Origin of the sequence: Streptomyces sp. NBC_00440, assembly GCF_036014215.1 — a bacterium.
In the GTDB taxonomy this organism is placed as follows: domain Bacteria; phylum Actinomycetota; class Actinomycetes; order Streptomycetales; family Streptomycetaceae; genus Streptomyces.
On the sequence record NZ_CP107921.1, the window covers coordinates 3,336,213 to 3,353,435 of the forward strand.

The window sequence follows — 17,223 nt, forward strand, 5'->3', positions numbered from 1 at the left end:
GTGATCCCATGACCGCTCCGCGTACCAAGAAGTCGAAGCGCAGCCGCACGGTCCTGCACGCCACCACCGTCCTCGCGCTGCTCGCGGGCAGCGCGTACTTCACGGTGGAGCTGCGCCAGGACGAACAGGCCAAGGCGCCGACCGTCCAGGCCGTCACCGACAAGCCCGGTCTGCGGACCGCGGGCGACTCGCTGAAGACCGGGAAGACCTGGGAACGGCTCAACTCGCCTGCCCGTACCGTCCTGCGCGACGCCGACGGCAAGGTGCTCGCCACCTTCACCGACGCGGCCCGCACGGCGACGCTCACCGGCCCGTCCCGCACCTTCGCGGAGCCGGCCAACACCAAGTCCCGTGTCGTCACGGAGAGTTGGGTGCGGCTGATGCCCGAGAAGTGGAAGAAGGGCGCCGAGAAGCAGCAGTGGTTCCAGGACTGGTTCAAGAAGTACTACGGCAGCGAGGAGGACGACCTCTTCGCGTTCGCCTTCCAGTACGTGGAAGGGGCGCCGGTCAAGAAGGACGACGAGGGCGTCCCGTACGCGGGCGACGCGAACTTCGGGCCGATCAACCCGGAAGGCAGCGAGGGCAACGATCTGCGCCTCGAACAGTCGGACTTCTTCGACTACCTCGGCATCCCGTACACCTTCCGCAACGGTGTCACCCGCAAGCCGCAGAAGCCGCGGTACCGCGCGATCGACTGCTCCGGCTTCATGCGGACGGTCTTCGGCTACCGCGCGCGCTACCCGCTCGCCCCGCTGGACGGCCAGGGTGACGGCCTGCCCCGTACCGCGAACGGCATCGGCCGCTCCAAGCTGGGCGCCGATGTCATCCCGCTCAAGGGCATCACGCCTGCGGACCGGCCGACCTCGATCGATGTCCTGCAACCCGGTGACCTGGTGTTCTTCAAGCTCGACCAGCGGACCGGGCAGCGGCTCGACCACATCGGCATGTACATGGGCCACGACACGGACGGCCACCTGATCTTCGTCTCCAGCCGCGAAGAGGTGAACGGCCCGACCATCGGCGACAAGGGTGGCACCTCCCGCCTCGACGGCAACGGCTACTACGCGGCGACACTGCGCAGCGCGAAGCGGATCTGAGGGAGGGACACCCCAGGAACCACGGGAGACTGGGGCGTCCCAGGATCAGGAGCGCCCACGCTCAGGGGTGGCCCGGAGCCACCCGCTGGTCCGGGGCGCCCGCGGGCAGGGTGTCCTTCAGTTCGTCCGGGCACGGTGTCCCGCGCGGCAGCCGGTAGGGCGAAGCCAGCCGGTAGACACCGGCCTTCGGGGCGAGCAGTTCCGTCCACTCGTCGCCGTCCGCGTCCTTGTCCGTCTTCGCCAGGCAGCCGTGCGTGTTGGCGAAGGCCTTCGGCTCGCCCTCGCCGCGCCCCTTGGACGCCTCCGTCTCCTGCGGCGGCTCGACGCTCTTGCCCTCGTCGTCGACCAGACCCAGCCACGGCGAGTACGGGATCCGGATCAGCACCCGGCCCCGCTGCTTCACCCGGACGGTCAGCCCACCCTCCTCGGCGCGCTCCACGGTGCCCGGCGGGTCGGCCATCGGCGTCGGCCGGTCGACGGCGAACAGCTGCCAGTTGTCGTCGCCCCAGAGCCGCTTGAGATACGGCAGACCGTCCTGGACGAGCTTCTCCTCCTGGCCGGCCCCGGTGTCCGGCGTCCCCGTGGGCAGTACGACGTACCGCACCGCCCAGCGGGCCAGCCAGGCCTTGTAGTTGACGGAGTCGAGGGTGTCGTCGTAGAAGATCGGGTTGCGCTCCATGTCGGCCTGGCGGTTCCAGCCGCGGGCCAGATTGACGTACGGGGAGAGCGCGGAGGCCTCCCGGTGGCTCTTGGCCGGGACGACCTCGACCCGGCCCTTGTCCGCGCCCCTCTTCTGGAGCTGGTTGACCAGCGGGGCGAGTTCCCGGGTCCAGGAGGCGGCGGGGGCGGTGCGCACCACGTCGTCGACGCCCTTGAAGCCGATCCACACATTGAGCCCGATGAACGCGATCACCAGGGCGTACCACTTGCGCGACTTCGGCACCGTGTACGGCAGCGCCGCGAGCAGCACCACCCCTGCGAAGAGCATCGGCAGCCGGGAGATGTTCGAGCCGATCTCCGAGTTGATCAGCCAGGTGAGCACCACGCCCAGCGCGTACACGGCCGCGCCCGTACGGACCGTGCGCCACTCCTTCGGGACCAGGAAGAGGACGAACACCCCGTAGAGGAGGGGGAGCGAAGCCGTCCCCACCGACATCGGCTGGGTGCCGGAGAACGGGAACAGCCAGGCGGACAGCGCGACCACGGCGACCGGTGCGAGCCCCAGCGCATAGGCGCCGGGGCGCCGCTTGTTGAGGAAGAGCGCGGCTGCCACCACACCCAGGAAGAGCCCCGCCACAGGGCTGCTCGCGGTGGCGAGCCCGGCGAGCGGGGCGGCGACCCAGGCCTTCGCCCAGCGGCGGGTGCGCCAGCGGTGCGGCCAGCAGAAGACCGCGGCCACCGCGCCCAGCGCGAACATCGTGCCGAGGCCGAACGTGACCCGGCCGGACAGCGCGTTGCAGAGAAACGCGAAGTCGGCGGCGAGCGCGCACAGCAGCGGATTACGGACGGCGCGCAGCCGCACGAGGATCAGCGCGGTCAGCGCGGCCGATACCGTCCCGGCGATCATCATCGTCGTACGGACACCGAGCACGGACATCAGATACGGCGAGACCACGCTGTACGAGACGGGGTGCATCCCGCCGTACCAGGCGAGGTTGTACGCGGACGCCGGGTGGCGGCCGACGAACTCGGCCCAGGCGTCCTGCGCCGCGAGGTCGCCACCACTGTTGGCGAAGAAGAAGAACCAGAGGATGTGCGCGACGGCGGCCACGGCGGTCGCGGTGACGACGGGGTGGGCGGCCGGCCAGGTCCACGGCATCCGGTCCGAGGGCCGCTGCCCCGGCCCGTCACCCCGTGAGAGCAGGCCGGTACGGCCCCCGGCGCGGGGGCTCCCTCTGCCTTCTTCACGTGTCGGGTCTGCTGTGGTCACCAAGGCTCGCTCTCCTGCGAAGGAGGACGCAGTCCCCGCGCCCAGAGTTGCCCAGCGACGCTAACACGTACGAAATGGGCTGCCGCCGCCGGTCGTGAAGGCCGGAGGCGGCAGCCCTGATACTCACTCGGACGCCTGGTCGGGCGCCTGGTCGGGCGCCTGGTTGGGCACCTGACCGGGCGCCTGATGGATGCCGGAGTGAGGTGCCCGGTCGGGCGCTCAGCCGACGCGGGTCAGCTTCGCTCCGAAGCCGGGCTCCGGAAGATCCTTCTGGAGGGCGACCGGGGCGGAGACCTTGCCCGGTCCGGAGCCGACGGTCAGCTGGCCGACGACCGTCCCGGCCTTCGCCGAGTGCGGAATCGTCTTGCTGTTGCCGATCTTGATGTCGACCTTCAGACCGGCCCAGCCGGCCGCCTCGAAGTCCCTGGTGGCGACGACCGGGGTCTGCCCGCCGAGCCCGTCGTCCACGTAACCGACGACCTCGCCCTTCTTCACCACGTTCCGCGAGGTGAGCGCGGACTCGGTGGCCAGCAGCGCTGTCTTGCTCACCGCGTTCACCGTGTCGATGATCGGCGTCTTGTGCTGCGAGAGGATCGCTCCGACGATGTACTGCGTCGTGCCGCCGACCTTCTGCTCCGCGGCGAAGAGCAGGCTGGCACCGGCGTTGGTGGTGGAGCCGGTCTTCATGCCGATCGCACCGTTGTAGGGGACCAGCCGGTTGTAGTTGCCCCAGGTCTTGCCCGACGGGTCGGTCCAGCTCGGGAGCTTCGTGATGTCCATCAACGCCGGGATCTTCACGAGCTCCTGGCCCAGCTTCACCTGGTCGGCAGCCGTGCTGACCGTGGAGGCGGTCAGCCCCGAGGGGTCGGTGTACTTCGTGTTGGTCATGCCGAGCTTCTTGGCGGTGTCGTTCATCTTCTTCACGAACACCGCTTCCGAGCCCGAGTCCCAGCGGGCGAGCAGCCGCGCGACGTTGTTCGCCGACGGGATCATGATCGCGCTGAGCGCGTCCTTCTCGGAGAGGACGTCGCCCTTCTTGATGGTGTTGAGAGTGGACTCACCACCGGTCTTGTCGTAGTGGCCTTCCTTCTCCGCCGTGGCGTCGACCGGAATCGACGCGCCCTTCGCACCGGGCTTCATCGGGTGGTCCTGCAGGATCAGGTAGGCCGTCATCGACTTGGCCATACTCGCGATCGGCACGGGCTTCTCGTCCCCGAAACCGTCCACGGTGCCGAGCCCCGCCACGGAGATCTTCCCCTGGCCCTCGCTCGGCCAGGGCAGGGTGACCTTGGACCCGCCGAACGAGTACGACGGCGCGGCGGTCAGGGTCAGGCTCGGATCGGGAAGCGGCCGGACTGCCTGTACGACTGCAAAGATGATCAGCAGCAGGATCACCAGCGGTGTCCAGATCTTGAACCGGCGGACGACGGTCCGCACCGGGGTTTCCGGCGGGGCCGGCTTGTTGGTCAGCTCGGCGAGCAGGTCGAGCGGCGGCTTGGGCGGCATCGCCAGCTGCCGGGTCGGCTCGACGACGCCCGGCTGCGCGGCACCGGCACCGGCCGCGGTGGCGGTGGGACCGGTGGCGCTGGTGGTGCTGCTCGCGGCGGGGATCCCGGCCGGGGGCTTGGCGGGCGACGGGACCGGGGCGGGCTGCTTCTTCCGCTCACCGGGTACGTCGTCGGGCCGCAGCGGCACGAAGGTGCTGCGCTTCAGCGTGGTGGTGGGCCGGTCGATCACGGGGCGGGAAGGGACACGGAAGATACCGGTGGGCTGATCGACGGCCTCGTCGTCGGCCTTCGGGGCGTCCTTCTCGTCGGCCTTCTCGCCTGCCTTTGGGGTGCCCTTCGCTTCGGCCTTCGCTTCGGCCTTCGCGTCATCCTTCGCATCGCCCTTCGGGGCGGACTTTGCGTTTGCGACGTCGGGCTCGGCTTCCGGCTTCGCGTCCGACGTGGCGCCGGGCGTGTCCCCGGCGGTGGTGTCGGCGGTCGCGGCATCCGCTTCGGCGTCGGCGTCCGTCTTCCCGTCGGCGTCGGACTCTGCGTCCGCACGGGCAGCAGGCTTCGCAGCCGGCTTGTCGGCTTCCGCTTCAGCCCCGGCGTCGTCCGCATCCGCACCGGCGCCGGAGTCCGCGTCAGAGCCAGACCCGGACCCAGACCCAGACCCAGACCCAGCACCCTCGGATGCCTTCGCGTCCGTGGTGCCCGTTGTGGTGTCGCTCGTGGTGTCGGTACTCGTTCCGTCCGTCCCGATCGCCGCGTTCTCCGGCGCATCGTCGGAATCCGCGTCACCGTTCGCCTCGGCGGGGTCGTCCGCGCCGCCTGAAGCGCCCGTGTGCGCCCCCGCGCCCTCCGGGGCACCCTGAGGCGCCTCGGACGCGGTTGCGGCCCCGGAAGCGCCCTGAGCGCCCTCACCCGTCGACTTCGCGTTCGAGTCGGATTCGTCTTCGTCGGTCGTTTCGGGCGTGTCGACAGGGGACCCGGCCATCACATGGGTCTTCGAGGCCTCCTCCGCAGCACCCTCCGCACCATCCGCACCAGACGTATCGGCTGCACCAGCCGCACCAGCCGCACCGTCCGCGCCCGACGGATCCTTCCCGTCCGACGAACCGTCCGACGGCCCGTCCGCCGACTCGCCCGACGGGTCACCCGCCGGCTCGTCCGCCGCCGCGACCCACGCGGCCACCGCCTCACGCAGCCGTGCGTCGCCCGACTGCGACCCGGACGCCGCGCCCGCTTCCGGATCCGGCACCGAGCGGAAGACCGCAAGCCTCGGATCGCTCGTACCGGGAGCCGTTCCCTCTGACGACTTCCGCTGCTCCGACTTGTCGGGGGACTCGCCCGCCACCGATGCCTCCTGGATACGCCGCGCGGGAATTCCCGCCTGTCCGAACCATCTACCAGTGTCCTGTGTGGGCGCTTAACCGCTGCACCGGACGAGAACGACATACATCTAGATTCCGGTGCAAAACACCCAGGCGCTCTCGACAGACCAATGTGAGAGGGGTCACCCTGTCACTCATCCACGCGGGGAGGCATGGATGGGCAGGAGCCGCAGAACGATTCCGGAAGAGCTTCTACTGCTCGCTCTGGACCCGACCACGGGTACCACAGCGCAGCCGCAGTCGCTCGACCTCGGCCTGGCCGGAGCCCAGCTAGTAGAGCTGGCTCTGGCAGGACGGATAGCCCCGGACGGGGATCGTATCGCCGTGGTGATGGCACGGCCGACAGGAGATCCAACACTGGACTCCGCACTGGAACTGCTGCGCAGGCGCGGCAGCCCGGTCCGGGCAGTTCACTGGATCGGCGGGCCCCGGCTGGGGCTCCGCCAGATTTACCTCGCTCATCTGGAGCGGTGCGGCATGGTGCATGCCGTGGCGGGCCAGATGTGCGGAGTGCTGCCGACGACTCGCTACCAGGCGACGGAGACAGCGATCAGCCGGGACATCAGGGCCCGGCTGGACAGTGCGATCCGCACCGGCGTACCGCCGGACCCGCGGACCGCGGCGCTCGCCGCGCTCGCTCACGCAGTGGGGCTCGGCAAGCACCTCTACCCCGGCAACGAGGGGCGCTCATCACGCTCCCGCCTCCGGGACCTGATCAGACACGACCCCATGGGCGGTCTCGTGGCGCACGCCGTCATGGACGTCCAGAACGGTGCGGTGGCACAGCCGCGCCGAGCAGCACCGGCACCGGGCAACGCCGCGCCGATGCAGTCGCACCACGGGTCCATGGCCCGCGTGGCGGCGCACTGAGCCCAGCCGCACCGGGTGAGCTCAACCGCACCACGAGCACGAACGAGCATCAGAGCCGCCGCACCGACGTCCCCAAGACCCGGTTCGGGAGCCGCAACACGAGCGCGCGGGGCCGGCACGTCGCCGGCCCCGCGCGCTCACTCTCTGGCCATTTCCCAGCGCAGCGCGTTGCATTGGTGGCAATCTGCTGAGCAGTAAGACCTACCGGGCACATCGCGGTAGGGCTCAGTACGTCAATGCCGGAGGTGCAGTTCCCGTGGCGTCCAACGTCAATCCCACTGTCAGGCGGCGCCGGCTCGGCCAGGAGCTGCGCAGGCTCCGTGAGCTCAAGGGCATGACGGCCGAGGAGGTCGCCGAGCGCCTGCTCGTCTCCCAGTCGAAGATCAGCCGCCTGGAGAACGGCCGCCGCTCCATCAGCCAGCGCGATGTCCGCGACCTCTGCGGCGTGTACGAGGTCGAGGACGTCCGGATCGTCGACTCGCTGATGCAAATGGCCAAGGACTCCCGCCAGCAGGGCTGGTGGCACGCCTTCGGCGACATCCCGTACAGCGTCTACATCGGCCTGGAGACCGACGCGGCCAGCCTGCGCGTGTACGACCCGCAGGTCGTCCCGGGGCTGCTCCAGACCAAGCAGTACGCCGAGGCCCTGATCGCCGGCGCGCTGCCGGAGACCGCCGTGACCGACATCGAGAAGCGGGTCCAGGTCCGGCTGCGCCGCCAGGAGCGGGTCAGCGCCGACGAGTCCCCGCTGCGGCTCTGGGTCGTGATCGACGAGTCCGCGCTGCTCCGGGTCATCGGCGACAAGCAGCTGATGATCGCCCAGCTGGAACACCTCGTCGAGCTGTCCCAGCTCCCCCATGTCACCGTGCAGGTACTGCCGTTCGCCGTGGGCGCGCACCCCGGCATCAACGGCCAGTACGCCATTCTGGAATTCCCCGACGCGGCGGACTCCAGCGTGGTCTACATCGAGGGCGTCACCAGCGACCTCTATCTGGAGAAAGCGCACGATGTGCAGAAGTACAGCGTGATGTATGAGCACTTGCGCGCGCAGGCCCTCAACGTGGATCAGACGCGGCAGTTCATCATGGATATCGCCAAGGGCTACGCACGCTGAATAGCCAGCTATGTCCGATTCCTGGATTCAAGGTCGGCACGGTACACCCCAGCTGCCCCGGAGCGGAAGACTGAACCGGCATAAGCCATCCGGTCGGGTGAACGGCCGTCTCGGACAGCGGAGTTCGCGAGTAGCGTCGACCACGCCACCGAGAACGGCGGCGCACACGACCACTGCATACCGGAGCGAACATGGCAATTCAGCAGGGTGCGACCGAGTCCTGGACCAAGTCTTCGTATTCCACGGGTAATGGTGCATGCGTCGAGGTCAAGTCACCGCTCACGCAGGCCATCGCCGTGCGGGACTCAAAAGTCGCCGACGGCCCGTCGATCACCTTTGTTCCCGCTTCGTGGAACAGCTTCGTGAACGAAGTGGGCCAGGGCGCGTTCACTCTCGACTGATCCCCGGCCCCCATGGTCACCCCGCTCGTTGAACAAGAGCCCTCTCGACTGGATCGCCGTCCCGGCCGAGGGGGCTCGGTCATGACCGGGCGGGCCCGGCCATGACCGGCCGCTTGTCCGGACAAGGCCGCCCGCCCCAGCCGAAGCCGCCGGTCCTGAACAGCCGCCGCAGCCGCCCCGGTCAGCGCAGTTGGTCGACGTAGCGGTCGGTTCCCGGCACGGTCGGCACGAAGGGCGCCACCAGCTCCACCCGCCCCAGCCCGCGCTCGGCCAGATCCCCGTCGAGCCCGGTGAAGGACTGTTCCCAGACCTCCCTCGGGTCGGTCTCCAGGAACCAGAGCAGCGTGAGCCGGGTGTCCACCCCCTCCACCTGCTTCACATACGCCATCCGGTCGCTCGGCAGCGGTGTCGGCCGGAAGATCGTCACCATCGCCGCCGGCCCGCCCGCGAGCCGCTTCGGCAGATGCTTCGCCCGCAGCCACTCCAGCAACTCGGCCCGCTGTTCGGGTCCTTCGGCGTCGACCACCTCGACGACAAGACCCGCGTACGGATGGTCGAGCGCGTGGAAGTCGCGCGGCCCGGCGGCCCCGTCCCGGTAGACCGTCGCCTCGTGGTCCTGGAACGACGTGAAGACATGCGTACGGTCCTGGTAGACCCGGCCGTCCCGGTTCAGCCGCTTGTTGATGCCGACGGTCCACTTCATGTGCTCGTCGTAGCGGCCCTCGGTCACCCAGTACGTCGTGATGTAGCAGCCGGCCGTCACCGGCTGGGCGACCGCCGACTTCTCCGGGTAGCGCAGTTCCTGGAGCTCCCGGGTGGCGACCCAGCGGCGGCCCGAGTACATCCAGGGCATCGCCATGGCACCGGCGTAGAAGTGGTCGTCCTCGTACCACCGGTTGTACGCGTACTCATGGCCCGGATGAGGCTCCACCATGGTGATCAGGGCGTGGCCGGGCCGCACCCCGTACGGCCCGACCGAGGCCAGCTCGCCGTACACCTCGCTCCGGGTGCCACCGGCCGCCTGCCCGCCGCCCGCACCCCCGCCGACCGCCGCACTTCCGCTCCCGGTTCCGCTTCCGCTCCCTGACTTCTCGCTCATCGGCACCCCGTCCTCCCTCTTCCGTTCCACCGCTGGACGGACCTACTCTGACGCTCCGTCAGGAAAACTGCCAGAGTCCGGAGGGCCCCACCATGGAAAGCCGTGCCACGGAATCCCGCCCCACGGAATCGCAGGGCGCGGCGCTCGCGGGGAAGACCGTCGTCGTGTCCGGCGTCGGGGCCGGGCTCGGCCACCAGGTGGCCGCGGCGGTCGTACGGGACGGTGGCAACGCCGTACTCGGCGCGCGCACCGAGGCGAACCTCGTGAAGGCAGCCGCCGAGATCGACCCCTCGGGCACCCGGACCGCCCATCTGCCCACGGACATCGGCGACGAGTCACAGTGCGACGCCCTCGCCGCGCTGGCGGTCGAGCGGTTCGGCGGGATCGACGCGGTGGTCCATGTCGCCGCCTGGGACGGCTACTTCGGCGGGATCGAGGACGCCGACTTCACCACCTGGCAGGGCGTCATCGACGTCAACCTGCTCGGTACGCTGCGGATGACACGGGCCTGCCTGCCCGGGCTCAAGGCGCGGGGCGGATCGGTCGTCATCGTCGGGACACAGTCGGCGGTGGCCGCACCGTCAGAGGTGCACCAGGCCGCGTACGCGGCGTCGAAGGGCGCGCTCACCTCGGCCATGTACTCCATGGCGCGCGAGCTGGGGCCGCACCGGATCCGGGTGAACACCGTGCTGCCCGGCTGGATGTGGGGGCCGCCGGTGCAGGCGTTCGTCCAGTTCACCGCGCACACCGAGGGCGTCCCCGAGGCGGAGGTGCTCAGCCGGCTGACCGGCCGGATGGCCCTGCCCGAGCTGGCGACGGACGGTGACGTGGCGGACGCCGCGATCTTCCTGGCCTCCGACCGCGCGCGGGCCATCACCGGGCAGTCGCTGCTAGTCAATGCCGGTGAACTGATGCGCTGAACAGCTCAGTTGGACCTCCTTTTCTCGGACCGCACGGGACCCGCATCCCGTGCGGTCCTGCCGTTCTGCCTCCGGATGGCTGCCGCTGGCGAAGTGCCCGCTCATGGTGTGGCCCCCGTCACTCCGAGAGCAACGGGTCCGTGAGTCAAGAGGACGCAAAATCGTTCGACTTACTGACCCCTGTTCATACTTGTGATCGCTGAACCCTTGACCGGCCCTTGGCACAGAGGGTTCAATCCGTGAAGCCCCCGGTCCCGCACGGGGGCGCCGCCCGATCGACGTACTGGCGAAGCGTTTCCCGTTCATCGAGGTTCCATCGCGGTTCATCGAGATGAACTCAGTACAGGCGGACCCCTGGAGGGGGCACATGAACAGTCTCGACTGGACCGTGCTCATCGGTTACTTCGGCGTGATGATCGCGATCGGCTTCTGGTCCCACAAGCGTGTGGACAACGTGAGCGACTTCTTCACCGCCGGCGGCAGAATGCCGTGGTGGCTGTCGGGCATCTCCCACCACATGTCCGGCTACAGCGCGGTGATGTTCACCGGGTACGCCGGAATCTCGTACCAGTACGGACTCACATCCATGGTCACCTGGTCGCTCCCGATCGCCATCGGCATCGGGATCGGCGCGAAGCTCTTCGCGCCCCGGCTGAACCGGCTGCGCTCCCGGCTGCATGTGGCCTCACCGCTCGAATACCTGAAGGACCGCTACAACATCCAGACCCAGCAGGCGCTGGCCTGGTCCGGGCTGCTGCTGAAGATCGTGGACGTCGGTGCCAAGTGGGCGGCCATCTCCACCCTGCTCGCCGTCTTCACCGGCATCACCATCACCCAGGGCATCTTCATCACCGGTGTGATCACGGCCATTTACTGCACGGTCGGCGGTCTGTGGGCCGACGCGCTCACCGAGCTGGGGCAGTTCATCATCCAGCTGGTCGCCGGTGTCGCGATGCTGGTCGCCGCCATGGGCAAGCTCGACGGCTTCAGCACGCTGTGGACGGTCTGGGACAAGCTCCCCAGCGGCCACACCGACCCGACGGCCGGCCCCTACACGATGACGTTCCTGCTGGCGTATCTCTTCATCAAGACCTTCGAGTACAACGGCGGCATGTGGAACCAGGCCCAGCGCTACATGGCCACCGACTCCCCGCGCTCCGCGACCCGTTCGGCCACGCTGTCCGCCGTCCTCTGGCTGGTCTGGCCCGCCGTCCTCTTCTTCCCCATGTGGTGCGCGCCGCTGCTGGTGCACGCGCAGAAGCCGGACGCGTCGGACGCGTACGCGCTGATGTCCGAGTCGCTGCTGCCGCACGGCCTGCTCGGCCTGGTCGTCGTCGGCTTCTTCTCGCACACAATGGCCATGTGCTCGTCGGACGCCAACGCCATCTCCGCCGTCTTCACCCGGGACATCGCCCCGGCCATGTCCAAGTCGGCCCGCGAGTGGAGCAGCCGCACCGGGCTGCTGGCCGCGCGGATCTCGACGCTCGGCTTCCTCGCCCTGTCGATGGCGCTGGCGACCCAGATCAACTCGCCCACGTTCAAGGACATCATCTCGGTCGTCATCAAGTGGGTGGCCGGTCTGATGGGCCCGATCGCGATCCCGTTCATGCTCGGCCTGCTGCGCTCGTTCCGGAAGTCCGGGCCGACGGCGGCGCTGGTCAGCTGGGCCGCGGGGCTGCTCGCGTTCTACTTCACCAACTACCACCTGGACGGATCCACCAACACGGACGTCGCCCTGGAGTGGCAGGTCTCGCTGCCACTCGCGATCTCACTGGTGCTCTACATCCTCATCGGCTTCATCAAGCCGGAGGACACACCGGAGCGCGACGCGATCATCGCGAAGGTCAACATGGACGGCGACGGCCCGGACGCCGCGTCGGCCGCTGCCGTACCGGCGCAGGGCGGCGCGGCCGACGCGAAGGTGCGGGGGCGCGAAGGCGCTGACGGCTGACGGCTGACGGCTGACCGGGGGCGCGGCGCGGCTGTACGTACGCGGTGGCGTCCGCCAGGCCGGTCGGCTCAGCCCGTCATCCCCTCGGGTAGCGGGAGAGCCAGGCCGGTGTGGTGAGCGCCGGGCTGTGCAGCGCCGGGCCCTGGGTCATCTCCATCGAGAAGTCGTCGGCGAGCTGGAGCACCGTCGCACGTCCCTCCAGCTCCGCGAGCCAGCCCGGCGGCAGCGCGGTCTCGCCGTGCAGGGCGCCCAGCAGGCTGCCGCAGATGGCGCCGGTGGCCTGGGACGGGCCGCTGTGATTCACGGCGAGGCGCAGCCCATGGCGTACGTCCTCGCCGACCAGCGCGCAGTACACCCCGATCGCGAGTGCCTCATCGGCCAGTTCGCCGTCGCCCAGCGACTCGACGCGGGTGGGGCTGGGCATCCCCTGGCGTACGGCGCCGAGCGCGTGCTGGAGGGCGTCGGTGACCGGCTGGTGGCCGGGGCGAGGGGTCAGCTGGCCCAGCGCGTGCTGCACCGCCGCGTCGAGGCTCTCGCCGCGCGCGAGCCCGTGCACGATGACGGCGTGCGCCCCGGCGCTGAGGTAGCCGGTGGGGTGGCCGTGGCTCTGCGCGGCGCATTCGACGGCCAGTTGAAAGACGAGCCCCGGCTCCCAGCCGACGAGCAGCCCGAAGGGCGCGGACCGGCTGACGGCCGACGCGTCGCGCGCCTCCGGGTTCCTGGGTTTGTCCAGGGTGCCCATCACCTCGTCGCCGAACCCCGTCAGACAGCTCCGTTCGGGGTCGCGGCGGGTGTACAGCCACTCCTCGCAGGCGAGCCAGCCGTTGTCCGTGCGGCGCTCGTCGGGGCCCCAGTCGCGCTGGGTCGCCGCCCACCGCAGATGGGCCCGGTACACATCGGTGGGCGGATGCCAGGCACCGGTGTCCCGCCGGACCTGCGCCCGTATCAGACCGTCGACGGTGAACAGGGAGAGCTGGGTCGCGGCCGTGACCGCCCCGCGTCTGCCGTACACGGCGACGAAGTCGGTGAGGCCGCCGGCCCCATGGGTCTCGCGTATGGCGTCGAGCCCCTGCCCCGCGACACCCGCCCCGAGCGCATCGCCCAGCGCACCGCCCAGCAGGCATCCGCGCACCCGGCTGCGGAAGTCCTGCTGCTCGGTGCGGCCCCAGAGGGGAGTGGTTGATGCGCTCATGGCGGAGCACTCTAATCGACCAGGGGCGACCGTTTAAGAGCGCGATCCGTACGTTGATCAACTACGCCTGGGCAGTCGGCAGCTCGGCGGTGTACTCGACGTTCCGGGACCTCCGCAGCAACCGCACGGCCTCTCGCTGGACCTTCCCCGATTCGGTGCGCGGCAGGCCGTCCACGAACTCCACGAACCGTACGAGCTTGGGCGCGGGCAGCTGTTCCCGCTGGTACGCGAAGAGCACCTCGGCGGTGGCCCGGCTGGCGTTCCACCCGGCGGAGAGCACGACGTACGCCTTGGGCAGCAGTGCCGTGCCCTCGGACACCGGCACTACGGACAGTTCGGCGACGGCGGGGTGCAGCACCAGCACGTGCTCCAGTTCCAGGGGCGCGATCGGCACGCCGTCCGGCCCCTCGAACACGTCCTTGCGCCGACCGAGACAGACCAGGGACCCGTCGCTGTCCCACCGGGCCAGGTCACCGGTCCGGTACAGGCCGCCCGGGGTGTGGCTGGTGGCGTTGTCCTCCGGGTCCAGGTAGCCCCTCATCATGCCGACCGGACCGTTGGACAGGTCCAGGCAGAGTTCTCCCTCCTGAGCCGGCTCGTCGGTGCCGGGCTTGACCACCACCAGTTCGTAGCCGGGCAGCGGGTAGCCCATGGAGACCGGGGCCGCCGGTGAGGAGGCGGTGACCCCGGCCATCGCGGTGACCTCGGACTGCCCGAACCCGTTGCGGACGGTCACCCCGGCCAGTTTGCGTACCTGTTCGACCACGTCGCCCATGAGCGGCTCGCCGACGCTCACCGCGTGCCGCAACCCGGGCAGGCCGTCGGGCAGCCCGGTCCGGATCAGTGCCCTCCAGATGCTGGGCGGCGCACAGAAGCTGGTGACCGTCCCGCTCCGCAACACTTCGAGCAGCCGCTGCGGGGTGGCGTCGGCGCTGTCCATGGACACCACGGTGGCCTCGGCGTTCCAGGGCCCGAACAGCGAGCTCCATGGGTACTTCGCCCAGGCCGGGGCGGAGACGTTGAGGTGCACATCCCCTGGCTTCAGCCCGTTCCAGTACATGCTCGCCAGATGCCCGATCGCGTAGCTGACGTGTGTGTGCACCACCAGTTTCGGCCGTGCGGTGGAGCCGGAGGTGAAGTAGTAGAACAGCGGCTCGTCGGCCTCGGTGGGGCCTTCCGGTACGTAACCGCCCTCGTGCCCTTCCGAGTTGGCGAAGCCGGTCCAGCCCTCGTGCTCCCCGCCCACGATGATCTTCGCCTGGAGACCGTCCACGAGGCCGTCCACCGCGAGTCCCGGCACGATCCGGTGGTCGGCGATCACATGCCGCGCTCCGGCCCTGCCGATCCTCGTACGCAGTTCCTCGGGCGAGATGGTGATGAAGGCGGGTGCGACGACGGCCCGGATCTTGATCAGTGCGAGCATCAGCTCCCACAGCTCGATCCGGTTGTCCATCAGCAGCATCACCACCTCGCCCCGGCGTACGCCCTGCGAAAGCAGCCAGCCGGCGACCCGGTCGGAACGCCGGGAAAGTTCCTGGAAGGTCAGCTCGCCCTGGCCGACGATGCGCAGGGCCACCCGGTCGTTGCCCTCGGCGATCCGGTCGAACCAGTCGATCGCCCAGTTGAACCACCGGGGCCGTGGCCACTTGAACGCCGCACGCGCGGCGTCCTGGTCATCGGCGTGGTGCAGCAGAAGGTCCCGCGCGGCCCGGAACTCCCGGTACGCATCGTCTTGCCCGGACAACTTGTCCCCGATCAGTGGAAGGCGTTGACCGCCGGAAGGTTTCGGTCGCTGGAAGGCGTTGGTCACTGGAAGGCGTTGGTCAGTGACAGGCGTTGGTCACTGGAAGGCGTCGGACGTGGCCCGGCGCAGCACGCTGAGTGCGATCACGTCGGCGTCCCTGGAGAACGAGGTGGGTACGCCCGGCCGGCCGTTGCCTATCTGGGTGAACCAGCACACCCCCTCGGTCGGGATGCCCAGCGCGTAGACGGCCCGGTGCGTCCGGCCGTCGGCGGCGATCACCCGGCGTTCGGCCGGGGTGATGTGCAGTGCGCCGGTTTCGAATGTCTCCCCGGCATCGTCGTGTACGAACCCGACGGCCAGCCGCTCGTCGGCCAGCTGCCGCATCAGCGGATCGGTGTTGCGGACCAGGCCGGCGGCCGGGATCCGCGAGTCGATCAGGACATCGCAGTGTCGGCGCGAGTCCTCGACGGCCGGGGACTCCAGGAAGAACCGGCCCGACCCGGTGTCGCATCCGTACACCACGTCCGGACCGGCCACTTCGAGCACTCCGGCGTCGATCAACGCCAGGAACTGCACGGTGCGTTCCAGCGGCGGGCCGGTGAACAGCGATGAGGTCCGGGTGACGAACCGGCCGAGGAAGTCGGTCCGGTGGGATTCCGGAGTCAGGCCGCCGAAGTCGACAGCGTGCCGCAGCACTTCGCGGGAATCCCGGATGGCGTCGAGCGCGGCCTTGAGCGGACTGTCCCTGTTGCCCTGGCCGGCCTCCGCGATGTCGGCGAGCAGGATGCGTCTGACCTCGGCGACCAGGCCGGCAGCGGAGTCGAACCATTTGGCCTGCAACGGTCTGGACAGCCGGTCCAGGTCGACCGGCTCCACGTCCTGTAGTCCGTAGCGCAGAGCCACCTCGCGCCAGCTCGCCAGTTCCGGTCCCCGTGCGCGCAGTTCGGCGGCGACGGCATCGGCGCACTCCGGTCCGTGCTGGGTCCTGGCCTGGGTGGTGTAGTACACATGGTTGATCTCGGCCGCCAGCAGGGAAAGCACGTCCTGGTCGAAGTCCAGGGCCGGGTTGCCCCGGTGCGCCATGTTGCGCTCGCGCAGCCGGCCGACGGCGGCCGATGTGAGGAACTCCGGTGCCGCGCGGGCGGTCACGTGCTTCTGGTTGCGGCCGCGCGAACGGATCGGCAGTCCGCTGCGCGAGCCCGCCACCACTCTGGGTTCCTTGCCGCTCGGTACGTACGACAGCGTCCCGTCGGCGCTCTTCTCGAACGTCCCGCCACGGCCGAGCGTGAAGGACATCAGGATGTCGTAGAAGGACAGGCCGAGGCCCACGACACCGACAGCGGCGTCCGGCTCGATCGAGGCCAGGTCCAGGTCGGCGGCCGAATCCCCGCTGAGATAGCGGAGTCCGGGCCTGTCCCGCGCGAACCGCGTCAGTTCGGGCTGGTCATCGGAGAGCTCCGCCGGTGCGTGCCCCGTGGTGATCACCACCGCGTCGGCGGTGACGGTGAACTCCCCTTCCACGGTGGACACCTGGAGTGCGTAGCTGTGCCCGTTCTCCCGTAAGGAGGTCACTTTGCCGACGGTCTCGACCACTTCGCCGAGCCCGGCCATACCGCGTACCACCGAGCCGTACACGTACCGCAGATACCTGCCGTAGGCGTACCTCGGCGCGTAGTCGTCATGGCCGAGAACGGACAGCGCCGGGTCCGGCTGTGAGTGCAGCCACTGCAGGAAGGACAGGCCGGCGCCCGGCCGGCAGCGCTCACCGTCGGAGACCCCGGAGAACATACTGATCTCACCGACCACGGTGTTCATCAGGAAGCAGGTCTCCTGGTCGGTCCGCCAGATCCGGCCCGCCCCCAGTTCCACCGCGTCGATCAGCCAGATTCTGATGCTCCGCGGCTCCGGTTCGGCCGTCAGATTGGCCGCGATCCGCTCGAACACCGAGATCCCGCGTGGACCGGTGCCCACGATCGCCACGTCCAGCACCTTGTCGGTCAGGTGTCGCACGGCCTGTCACCCCC

At 69.5% G+C, this 17,223-nt stretch carries 12 protein-coding genes; 6 read left to right on the plus strand and 6 right to left on the minus strand.

The features are described from left to right. The first annotated feature begins 8 nt into the window (after positions 1 to 8). Entirely contained in the window at positions 9 to 1,097 is a 1,089-nt protein-coding gene (locus OHB13_RS14895) for an NlpC/P60 family protein (RefSeq protein WP_328377428.1), read from the plus strand. A 61-nt stretch (positions 1,098 to 1,158) separates the two neighbouring features. Here the strand turns inward: OHB13_RS14895 and OHB13_RS14900 are convergent, their stop codons facing one another. Together OHB13_RS14900 and OHB13_RS14905 are read right to left on the minus strand one after the other, a co-directional pair. After that, positions 1,159 to 2,916: an MFS transporter gene (locus OHB13_RS14900; RefSeq protein WP_328380291.1), complete on the minus strand. Its 1,758-nt coding sequence runs from the start codon at positions 2,914 to 2,916 to the stop codon at positions 1,159 to 1,161. Between the two features lie 330 nt (positions 2,917 to 3,246). Continuing rightward, complete coding sequence (locus OHB13_RS14905; RefSeq protein WP_328377429.1) at positions 3,247 to 5,871, minus strand: D-alanyl-D-alanine carboxypeptidase; 2,625 nt, start codon at positions 5,869 to 5,871, stop codon at positions 3,247 to 3,249. A 193-nt stretch (positions 5,872 to 6,064) separates the two neighbouring features. Here OHB13_RS14905 and OHB13_RS14910 point away from each other — a divergent pair, with 193 nt between their 5' ends. The 3 genes from OHB13_RS14910 to OHB13_RS14920 all read left to right on the plus strand — a co-directional run bounded on the left by OHB13_RS14910 (position 6,065) and on the right by OHB13_RS14920 (position 8,293). Further along, positions 6,065 to 6,778, plus strand: coding sequence for a GOLPH3/VPS74 family protein (locus tag OHB13_RS14910; RefSeq protein ID WP_266855945.1), 714 nt, complete (start codon positions 6,065 to 6,067; stop codon positions 6,776 to 6,778). Between the two features lie 256 nt (positions 6,779 to 7,034). Next, the gene (locus OHB13_RS14915) at positions 7,035 to 7,892 is read left to right on the plus strand and encodes a helix-turn-helix domain-containing protein (RefSeq protein WP_266855944.1); all 858 of its coding nucleotides are present in this window, start codon (positions 7,035 to 7,037) and stop codon (positions 7,890 to 7,892) included. 191 nt (positions 7,893 to 8,083) lie between these two features. Then, positions 8,084 to 8,293: a DUF397 domain-containing protein gene (locus OHB13_RS14920; protein ID WP_328377430.1), complete on the plus strand. Its 210-nt coding sequence runs from the start codon at positions 8,084 to 8,086 to the stop codon at positions 8,291 to 8,293. A 181-nt stretch (positions 8,294 to 8,474) separates the two neighbouring features. On the opposite strand, the gene OHB13_RS14925 is transcribed toward OHB13_RS14920, so the two are convergent. Further along, positions 8,475 to 9,392, minus strand: a complete 918-nt coding sequence (locus OHB13_RS14925) for a hypothetical protein (protein ID WP_266855941.1) — start codon at positions 9,390 to 9,392, stop codon at positions 8,475 to 8,477. Positions 9,393 to 9,484: 92 nt separating this feature from the next. Between OHB13_RS14925 and OHB13_RS14930 the strand changes: the two genes are divergently transcribed. Continuing rightward, positions 9,485 to 10,312, plus strand: coding sequence for an SDR family oxidoreductase (locus OHB13_RS14930; protein ID WP_328377431.1), 828 nt, complete (start codon positions 9,485 to 9,487; stop codon positions 10,310 to 10,312). Positions 10,313 to 10,679: 367 nt separating this feature from the next. Next, complete coding sequence (locus OHB13_RS14935) at positions 10,680 to 12,263, plus strand: sodium:solute symporter family protein (RefSeq protein ID WP_328377432.1); 1,584 nt, start codon at positions 10,680 to 10,682, stop codon at positions 12,261 to 12,263. A gap of 76 nt (positions 12,264 to 12,339) precedes the next feature. Here the strand turns inward: OHB13_RS14935 and OHB13_RS14940 are convergent, their stop codons facing one another. The 3 genes from OHB13_RS14940 to OHB13_RS14950 form a co-directional block, all read right to left on the minus strand. Continuing rightward, entirely contained in the window at positions 12,340 to 13,455 is a 1,116-nt protein-coding gene (locus tag OHB13_RS14940) for an ADP-ribosylglycohydrolase family protein (protein ID WP_328377433.1), read from the minus strand. Between the two features lie 61 nt (positions 13,456 to 13,516). Then, positions 13,517 to 15,199: an AMP-binding protein gene (locus tag OHB13_RS14945; protein ID WP_328377434.1), complete on the minus strand. Its 1,683-nt coding sequence runs from the start codon at positions 15,197 to 15,199 to the stop codon at positions 13,517 to 13,519. A 96-nt stretch (positions 15,200 to 15,295) separates the two neighbouring features. After that, positions 15,296 to 17,209 carry an FAD/NAD(P)-binding protein gene (locus OHB13_RS14950; protein ID WP_328377435.1) on the minus strand — a complete coding sequence of 638 codons (1,914 nt, stop codon included), beginning with the start codon at positions 17,207 to 17,209 and terminating at the stop codon, positions 15,296 to 15,298. Positions 17,210 to 17,223: the final 14 nt, after the last annotated feature.

Bases quoted from the DNA above. Each gene is read 5' to 3' on its own strand.
- OHB13_RS14895 (WP_328377428.1), top strand. From the start codon at position 9: ATGACCGCTCCGCGTACCAAGAAGTCGAAGCGCAGCCGCACGGTCCTG.
- OHB13_RS14900 (WP_328380291.1), bottom strand. From the start codon at position 2,916: ATGCCGTGGACCTGGCCGGCCGCCCACCCCGTCGTCACCGCGACCGCC.
- OHB13_RS14910 (WP_266855945.1), top strand. From the start codon at position 6,065: ATGGGCAGGAGCCGCAGAACGATTCCGGAAGAGCTTCTACTGCTCGCT.
- OHB13_RS14920 (WP_328377430.1), top strand. From the start codon at position 8,084: ATGGCAATTCAGCAGGGTGCGACCGAGTCCTGGACCAAGTCTTCGTAT.
- OHB13_RS14925 (WP_266855941.1), bottom strand. From the start codon at position 9,392: ATGAGCGAGAAGTCAGGGAGCGGAAGCGGAACCGGGAGCGGAAGTGCG.
- OHB13_RS14930 (WP_328377431.1), top strand. From the start codon at position 9,485: ATGGAAAGCCGTGCCACGGAATCCCGCCCCACGGAATCGCAGGGCGCG.
- OHB13_RS14935 (WP_328377432.1), top strand. From the start codon at position 10,680: ATGAACAGTCTCGACTGGACCGTGCTCATCGGTTACTTCGGCGTGATG.
- OHB13_RS14940 (WP_328377433.1), bottom strand. From the start codon at position 13,455: ATGAGCGCATCAACCACTCCCCTCTGGGGCCGCACCGAGCAGCAGGAC.